The 5,195-nt window shown below is 61.8% G+C and carries 6 protein-coding genes and 1 pseudogene; 4 read left to right on the forward strand and 3 right to left on the reverse strand.

Going from position 1 to position 5,195, the window contains the following annotated elements; translation table 11 throughout:
- Window positions 1–326, reverse strand: a 326-nt coding sequence (locus tag BB334_RS18460; RefSeq protein ID WP_198531208.1) for a hypothetical protein, incomplete at its 3' end; no start/stop codon positions are given.
- A gap of 208 nt (window positions 327–534) precedes the next feature.
- Between BB334_RS18460 and BB334_RS07825 the strand changes: the two genes are divergently transcribed.
- Window positions 535–963 (forward strand): NUDIX hydrolase, encoded by a 429-nt coding sequence (locus BB334_RS07825; protein WP_158014380.1) that lies wholly within the window; start codon window positions 535–537, stop codon window positions 961–963.
- Between the two features lie 239 nt (window positions 964–1,202).
- Here BB334_RS07825 and BB334_RS17530 read toward each other — a convergent pair.
- Together BB334_RS17530 and BB334_RS18880 are read right to left on the reverse strand one after the other, a co-directional pair.
- A pseudogene (locus BB334_RS17530) lies at window positions 1,203–1,821 on the reverse strand (transposase).
- A gap of 2 nt (window positions 1,822–1,823) precedes the next feature.
- Window positions 1,824–1,949, reverse strand: coding sequence for a transposase (locus tag BB334_RS18880; RefSeq protein WP_408646444.1), 126 nt, complete (start codon window positions 1,947–1,949; stop codon window positions 1,824–1,826).
- 331 nt (window positions 1,950–2,280) lie between these two features.
- On the opposite strand from BB334_RS18880, the gene BB334_RS18165 reads away from it, so the two are divergent.
- The 3 genes from BB334_RS18165 to BB334_RS17535 all read left to right on the forward strand — a co-directional run.
- A complete protein-coding gene (locus tag BB334_RS18165) occupies window positions 2,281–2,529 on the forward strand; it encodes a hypothetical protein (RefSeq protein ID WP_158014381.1) in 249 nt (82 codons plus the stop codon).
- A 229-nt stretch (window positions 2,530–2,758) separates the two neighbouring features.
- Window positions 2,759–4,249, forward strand: coding sequence for a sodium/proline symporter PutP (gene putP / locus BB334_RS07835; protein ID WP_068806790.1), 1,491 nt, complete (start codon window positions 2,759–2,761; stop codon window positions 4,247–4,249).
- A 54-nt stretch (window positions 4,250–4,303) separates the two neighbouring features.
- Window positions 4,304–5,195, forward strand: an 892-nt coding sequence (locus tag BB334_RS17535) for a proline dehydrogenase family protein (RefSeq protein ID WP_198531209.1), incomplete at its 3' end; no start/stop codon positions are given.

Raw genomic sequence — 5,195 nt, forward strand, 5'->3', positions numbered from 1 at the left:
TCGCCGTTGCCATAGCCGACCATCACCGATTCGATCAGCGGGGCCGCGCCGAGCAGGCCGGTGATCTCCGGCAGGTGCTGCAGTCGCTCGGCTGCGTTGCGCGCGTCGGCGAGCGGGGAGGCCGACAGCAGCATGAAGAGGCGCCGTACCGAGTCGTTGGCGCCGAGCAGGACCTCGCGTGTGTCGTCCGCCAGGTTCTGGAACAACGCATGGTTCGCGCCATCGAGCAGGCGGCGCGTTTCGTTGAAGTGGTAGAGCGAGATCGTCGCGCCGACGCCGAGGATCAGCAGCGAGAACAGGACGGCGACAGGAATGTGCAGTGGCAACCGCCACTTTCGCGTGGCCAAGGGGCGCCCCCGGTGACTTGGATTCCAAGTCTGCGCCGGCGACGTGATGATTCGTTGGCAGAGCGCCCTCTGTCACAGCGGCGCAATAAGGGACGGCTATAAGCTGTTCGTTCTGATTTTATTAATCCCGCTTCCACAGCGCTTCCTTTCTCGCGACGCTTCGCTTCCGACGATGGCAAACGAACGCTTGAAATCATCATCGCACCGGGCCGGCGCCTGGGCGATCATTCACTGCACCACCACCGACAAGTTCCTGCTCGGCAAGCGCTCGAGCGCGGTCAATAACGGGGGCGCCTGGAACTTCTTCGGCGGTCGCATCGATCGCGGCGAGGGACCGTGCCGGGCCCTGCTACGCGAGCTCGCCGAGGAGGCCGGGCTGCGGGTCAAGGCCAAGCATCTCAGCAAGCTGCGCCGGGTGCCGGCGGGCGGGCACAAGCGTGCGACCGGTCGCGAGCTGCACTATTACGTGCTCAGCGTCGAGCACGAACTCGCCCCCCGGCTCAATCGCGAACACTCGAGCTTTGGCTGGTTCAAGCGCAACCGCCTGCCGGCAAGATTCAACCTGCCGACCACGGTGGCGATCGAGCAGGGCCTGCTCAACAGGATCAGGGCCTGAGCCCGCCGCTGCGTGCGCCGCAACTCGACCGATTGACCCCGCTCGGGCGCGCGCTCGGCGAGGCCCTGGGAAGGCCGGTCGGGGCGCAGTGGACGGTTCGTCACGCTTTCCCGATGTCCGCGCGCGATTTATGTGCGTCAAGTTGTGCAATTTGGGCGATCACGACCTGGTTGATGTCGTTTGGCTTGCAGCGCCGCGTAGGGCGTAGCACGAAGCGGCGCTGCAAGCCGGTGGCCGGCTCATGCCGCCAGCAGTAGCGCCTCCTTCTTCTGCTCGCCGAGCAGCATCATGTTCAGGTAACGGTTGTCCTCGAGCCAGCTCTCATGCGTCTCGACGCACAATGCGCGAATCAGGCGCAGGCGCGATTCGATATTGGGGAAGATGCGCACGACATGGGTGCGTCGTTTGATCTCCTCGTTGAGCCGTTCGAGCATGTTGGTGCTCTTCATGTGCTTGTGATGTTGGCGCGGCAGGCGGTAGAAGGTCAGCGTCTCGCCGATGTTCGACTCGGCCCAGTCGACAAGCTTTGAATACTTCGTCGTCGGCCTTGCGCGGCAGATAATCGAGCGCATTGCGCAGAAAGTGGACGTAGCAGCGCTGCCACACCGCCTCGCTGAGCACTTCGGAGATCGCCTTGTTGAGCCCCGCGTGGTCGTCCGAGACGACGAACTCCACGCCAGACAGCCCGCGCTGCTTGAGCCGCAGCAGGAAGTCCATCCAGCTGCTCTGACTTTCGCGGTTGGCTAGCTCGACCGCGAGTACCTGACGATGTCCCTCCCAGTTGATGACGATGGCGATGAGCACCGCTTGGGCGCGAATCACCCCGTCTTCGCGGATCTTCTCGTGGCGGGCATCCACGATCAGATAGGGGCAGGCCCCTCCTCCAGCTGTCGTGCGGCAAAGCGCGCCAGCGCCTCGTCCGGGCCCTTGTTGATGGCCGAGATCGCCGAGGCCGAGAAGCTGTGCCCGCGCAGCTCCTCCGTGATCGCTCAATGTCCTTGTCGCGAACCGCGTTCGCCCACTCTTCCAGCTGGCTGCGCAGCGCGGTCTCGGTGCGTGCGAGGATGGATGCGGTGTCCATGACGGGTCCCATTGGTGTGGGTGAAACGGGTGTGTACCCGCTAGTCGATCGGTGGCTGGCCAGATCGACATCGGCTTGCGGTTCATCGGAATGCGGATCCGCGTATGCTCGAATCGAGCCTCATTGCGGCGCCCGAGCCGGCTCACCCTCACGGGAAACGATCTGCGACACTGCTCGCTTCAAGGCGGGTAGTCGTATGACCCGGGAACTGACGATATCGACGAACGAGGTCCTGCATGAATCACGTGGCGGCACTTTTGATCAGTGCCTGTATCTCTCTTTCGAGTCCTGCGGCCATGGCCGCGACACCTCAGACGGGAAATCGCGCTTCGATGCTTTCCCTGATTCTCGTTGCGGGCGTGATGATCGTGGGCGTAAAGCTTGCTATCGCTTACGCGCGAAGAAAAATGGAGGACGATTTCAAATCAGCTCCAGGAAAGCCTGATTCCGAGGCACAAAAAAATGACTCGAAAACGAACGCGTGATATGGGTATTGGTTTTCAGTGAACAGCGTCCTTCGGGGACAGGGTGGCGCTCTGCGCCATGCTGTTGGCGCGCGTCCGTCACGCCCGTCACCTGGGCGCGCCGATACCTCCCGTGCAGGTGTTGAATCTCCCATTTTTACCTTGAGGGGTGGCGTTGAACCTCCTATCCTTCATTGATGCCGCGCTAACCTGTCAGAGGTAGTTCCGTCCTGACGACTGGAGAACTCTCATGGCTGTAGGTGTCTGGATCAGTCTTCTCGCTTACTTTGCGCTCATGATCGCCATCGGCTTTTATGCGATGCGCAAATCGACGGCTTCGTCTGAAGATTACATGCTGGCTGGCCGAGGCCTCAGTCCACAGGTGGCGGCACTGTCGGCCGGTGCTTCGGACATGAGTGGTTGGTTGCTGCTGGGTTTGCCCGGGGCGCTGTTCGTATCCGGTCTGGGTTCGGCGTGGATCGGTATCGGTCTGCTCGTGGGTGCGTTCTTCAACTGGACGCTGGTCGCACCACGCCTTCGCGAACAGACGGTGCACTATGGCAATGCGATTACCATTCCAGAATTCCTGGCAAATCGGTTCCCGACCCGGGCAATGTCGATCAGGCCGATATCGGCGATCGTCATCGTTGTCTTTTTCGTGGTTTACACGGCGTCAGGCCTGGTCGCCGGCGGCAAGCTGTTCGAAACCGCGTTTTCCGGAATTTTCAACTTCGGCGGCTTGAGCGATTACGCCGTGGGTATCGTGATCACCCTGGGCGTGGTGCTGGCGTACACGGTCGTCGGTGGCTTCCTGGCCGTGAGCATGACGGACTTCGTACAGGGCTGCATCATGATGCTGGCACTGATCATCATGCCGGCGGTCGTGCTCTTTGGGGAAGGTGGCGGCGGTTTTTCCCAGGCCTCACAGACCCTGAATTCAGTCGATCCCACCCTGCTATCCTGGACGGAGGGGTTGACCTTCATCGGCTGGCTGTCTGCAGTTACCTGGGGGCTGGGTTATTTCGGGCAGCCGCACATCATCGTGCGCTTCATGGCCATCCGCGCGCTGAAGGATGTTCCCATTGCCCGTAACATCGGCATGAGTTGGATGCTCATCTCGCTGATTGGGGCGATCTCTCTGGGTATATTCGGTCGGGCTTACGCGATCCGTAATGGAATGGATGTCCAGGACCCCGAGACGATCTTCATCATTCTGGCGGAACTGCTGTTTCATCCGCTGATCACCGGTTTCCTCTACGCTGCACTGCTCGCTGCGATCATGAGCACCATTTCCAGCCAGCTTCTGGTGTCGTCGTCATCACTGACTGAGGACTTCTATCGGCTGTTCCTGCGCAAGCAGGCGACGGACAAGGAGCGCGTGGGCGTAGGCCGGATTTGTGTCGTACTGGTTGGTCTGGTTGCGGCCGTCATAGCGTCCGACCCGAACTCTCAGGTTCTGGCGCTGGTCAGTAACGCCTGGGCAGGCTTCGGTGCGGCGTTCGGCCCGCTGATCATCCTGTCGCTGATGTGGTCGCGCACGAACGGCACTGGCGCCATCGCGGGCATGCTTGTGGGTGCCGCCACCGTCATGATCTGGATTTCACTCGGCTGGAGCCGAGAGTTCATGGGTGGTCCCGGTGTGTACGAGATCATTCCCGGATTCATCGCTTCGTTCATTGCCATCCTGGTGGTGAGCAGCCTTACTGCAGATGCCGGGGAATATCAGCACATCAATCGCTGAAAAGAGAGCCCAAAACGCAGCTGTCTACGCGGCCCCTGTCAGGAGAGGTTGAGCATGAACGAGGCGAACCTTCATCCGCAGCGTGAAATAAGTGAGTCGCGCGCGCGCATCCGCGGCAGCTACGCCGCCGACGAGGCCGCGGTGCTGCACGGGCTCGTCGCACGTATCAAGCTGTCCGAGGACGATCGCCGGAAGGTGGCTGCCGTCGGCACCAGATACGTGGAGCGCGTGCGCAAGGAAACATCGCCTTCGATGATGGAGGCGTTCCTGGCCGAATACGGACTCTCCACCGCCGAGGGCGTCGGCCTCATGTGCCTGGCAGAGGCGCTGCTGCGTGTTCCCGATGCGGAAACCATCGACGACCTCATCCACGACAAGATCGAACCGTCCGACTGGGGCGCACACCTCGGCAAGTCCTCATCGTCGATGGTCAACGCCTCGACCTGGGCACTGATGCTGACCGGCAAGGTTCTGGACGACGATCCCAAGGGGCCGGTGCGGGCGCTGCGAGGCCTGGTGCGCCGTATGGGCGAGCCCCTGGTTCGCACCGCGGTCGGTCAGTCGATGAAGATCCTCGGACGCCAGTTCGTGCTCGGTGAGACCATCGAGGAGGGTATGAAGAATGCCCGCGAGCTCGAGAACCAGGGTTACACGTATTCCTATGACATGCTTGGCGAGGCGGCGCGTACCGATGCAGATGCCGTTCGCTATCACGCGGCCTACGCCAGGGCGATCACCGCGATCGCCAAGCAGGCCAAGGGTGACGTGCGATCCAGTCCCGGCATCTCGGTGAAGCTTTCGGCGCTGCATCCGCGCTATGAATACACCCACCGCGACGCGGTGATCGCGGAACTCGTGCCACGCGCGCTCGAACTGGCGAAGCAGGCGGCCAAGGCCAATATCGGCTTCAACATCGACGCCGAGGAGCAGGACCGGCTGGATCTGT

This window comes from Thauera phenolivorans (assembly GCF_001696715.1).
Classification (GTDB): Bacteria; Pseudomonadota; Gammaproteobacteria; order Burkholderiales; family Rhodocyclaceae; genus Thauera; species Thauera phenolivorans.

What these genes read in the sequence shown, in the direction of transcription:
- BB334_RS18165 (WP_158014381.1), top strand. Translation starts at nt 2,281, where the DNA reads ATGAATCACGTGGCGGCACTTTTGATCAGTGCCTGTATCTCTCTTTCG.
- putP (WP_068806790.1), top strand. Translation starts at nt 2,759, where the DNA reads ATGGCTGTAGGTGTCTGGATCAGTCTTCTCGCTTACTTTGCGCTCATG.